Source organism: Methanobrevibacter sp. (genome assembly GCF_045541095.1).
GTDB lineage: Archaea > Methanobacteriota > Methanobacteria > Methanobacteriales > Methanobacteriaceae > Methanocatella.
The window spans coordinates 1-2,025 of record NZ_JAZQIJ010000067.1 but is presented as its reverse complement, the minus strand read 5'-3'; the positions used below and the strand labels follow the sequence as shown (position 1 = coordinate 2,025).

Genomic DNA, 2,025 nt, shown 5'->3' with positions numbered 1-2,025 from the left:
TAGCTGCATACTTAGAAGAAGTTGCTCGTGATGTTGCTAAAGAAGCTAACCAAGTTGCTAAAATCGCAAAACGTAAAACTATTAAAGCAGAAGATATTAAATTAGCAATTAAAAACTTATAAATAAGTTTTTAACTTTTTTTTATTTTTTTAAGGTGTTATTATGTCAGATAATACTATTTTGATTAAGAATGCAGTAATTTTAAACCCAAATAATTTTGAAGAAAAAAAACAATCTCTTTTAATTAAAAATGATTTAATCGCAGAAATTTCAGAAGAAATCGATGAAAGTAACGCTGATAAGATAATCGATGCGGAAGGAAAGATTTTACTTCCGGGATTTATTAATACTCATACTCATTTATCAATGACTTTATTTAGAGGTTTAGCGGATGATTTAAGTTTGGACAGCTGGCTCAATGATCATATATGGCCGATGGAAGCTAACCTCAATGGTGATTATTGTTACATAGGCGCTCTTTTGGGAGCGGTAGAACTCATTAAATCAGGAACAACAACATTTTCCGACATGTATTTTTATATGGAAGATGTTGCCCGTGCAGTTGATGAGGCAGGTTTAAGGGCTGTTTTATCCTACGGAATGATTGACTTTGGCGATGCGGAAAAAAGGGAAGCTGAATTGAACGAAAACTTGGAATTATTCAAGAACTGCAACGGCATGGCTGACGGAAGAATCAAGGTATTCTTTGGCCCTCACTCACCGTATACAGCTTCAGAGGAACTGTTAATCAGGACCCGTCAATTGGCTGATGAATACAATATGGGCATTCACATACACGTTTCCGAAACCCAAAAGGAAATTGAGGATGTCAGTGCTGAGAAAGGACTCAGGCCATTTGAATATTTGGACAAGATTGGATTTTTAGGTCCTGACGTAGTTGCTGCACACAGCGTATGGCTAAGCGACGAGGAAATAGAAATCATCAAGAAAAATGGTGTGAAGGTTTCCCACAATCCATGCAGTAACATGAAACTGGCTTCAGGAATTGCTCCGGTTTCCAAACTGATTGAAAATGGAATATGTGTTTCAATAGGTACTGACGGTGCTTCTTCAAACAATAATTTAGATTTAATTGAAGAGTTAAAAACCGCCAGCTTACTTCAGAAGGTATCAACTCTCGACCCTAATGTATTGAATTCTCATGAAGCTATTGCAATGGGTACCATTAAGGGTGCTGAAGCTTTAGGCCTTGATGATGAGATTGGTTCTATTGAGGTAGGTAAAAAAGCAGATATCATCTTAATTGACACAAATTCTGCCAACATGGTTCCGGACAGTTCCACATTGACATCCAATGTAATTTACTCAGCAAACGGTTCTAATGTAGATACCACCATCTGTAACGGTAAAATATTAATGGAAAATAAGAAATTAACCGTTTTGGATGAGCTAGAAATCTATGAAAAGGCTCGTGAAGCTATAAAAAGTTTAAAAGAAGCTATCTAGCTTCAAATTTTATTTCTTTTTTATTTTGTACAATACTCTTTTTCCATTCGTCTTTTGTTTCAGGGAAATCAGATCTGAAGTGTGCTCCCCTACTTTCTCTACGCAATATTGCAGACTTTACGGTTAGAATACAGATTTCAACCATATTTATTACTTCAAGGGCGGTTACCAAATCGTTATTGTACTGTTTATTGTCACTGACATCCAGGTTTTCAAGTTCTTTTTGCATTTCAAGCAATTCTTTAAGTCCTTCATTCAGTGTTTCCTCATCACGAACGATAGCTACTTTTTCCCACATTAATGACTTGATTCTGTTTTTGAATTCCTGTGGTTTTATTGTTCCTTTTTTGATTAATCCTTCAATTCTGGAAGCTTCAAGTTCAACTTGCTCATCGTTGCTTTTAAGTTCACTGTCCTTTGCAGCTTCGGATGCGCTTTGACCTGAGATTTTTCCAAACACTTGGGTGTCTGCCAGTGCGTTTCCTCCCAGACGGTTTGCGCCGTGAACTCCTCCGCAGACTTCTCCTGCTCCAAACAGGTTTTTGAGGCTGGATGATC

At 37.0% G+C, this 2,025-nt stretch carries 3 protein-coding genes; 2 read left to right on the top strand and 1 reads right to left on the bottom strand.

All coding sequences use genetic code 11. The features are described from left to right. Both ACKI2P_RS03090 and ACKI2P_RS03085 read left to right on the top strand, forming a co-directional pair. Window positions 1-122 (top strand): histone-like protein (locus ACKI2P_RS03090; protein ID WP_407374907.1); only part of this gene is annotated, 122 nt, incomplete at its 5' end. A gap of 40 nt (window positions 123-162) precedes the next feature. Further along, window positions 163-1,467 carry an amidohydrolase family protein gene (locus tag ACKI2P_RS03085; RefSeq protein WP_407374904.1) on the top strand — a complete coding sequence of 435 codons (1,305 nt, stop codon included), beginning with the start codon at window positions 163-165 and terminating at the stop codon, window positions 1,465-1,467. Here ACKI2P_RS03085 and ACKI2P_RS03080 read toward each other — a convergent pair. Beyond that, window positions 1,460-2,025: FAD-binding protein (locus ACKI2P_RS03080; RefSeq protein WP_407374902.1), on the bottom strand; the 566-nt coding region annotated here is incomplete at its 5' end. The genes ACKI2P_RS03085 and ACKI2P_RS03080 overlap by 8 nt on opposite strands.

Coding starts and splice junctions, on each gene's coding strand:
- ACKI2P_RS03085 (WP_407374904.1), top strand. CDS start 163: ATGTCAGATAATACTATTTTGATTAAGAATGCAGTAATTTTAAACCCA.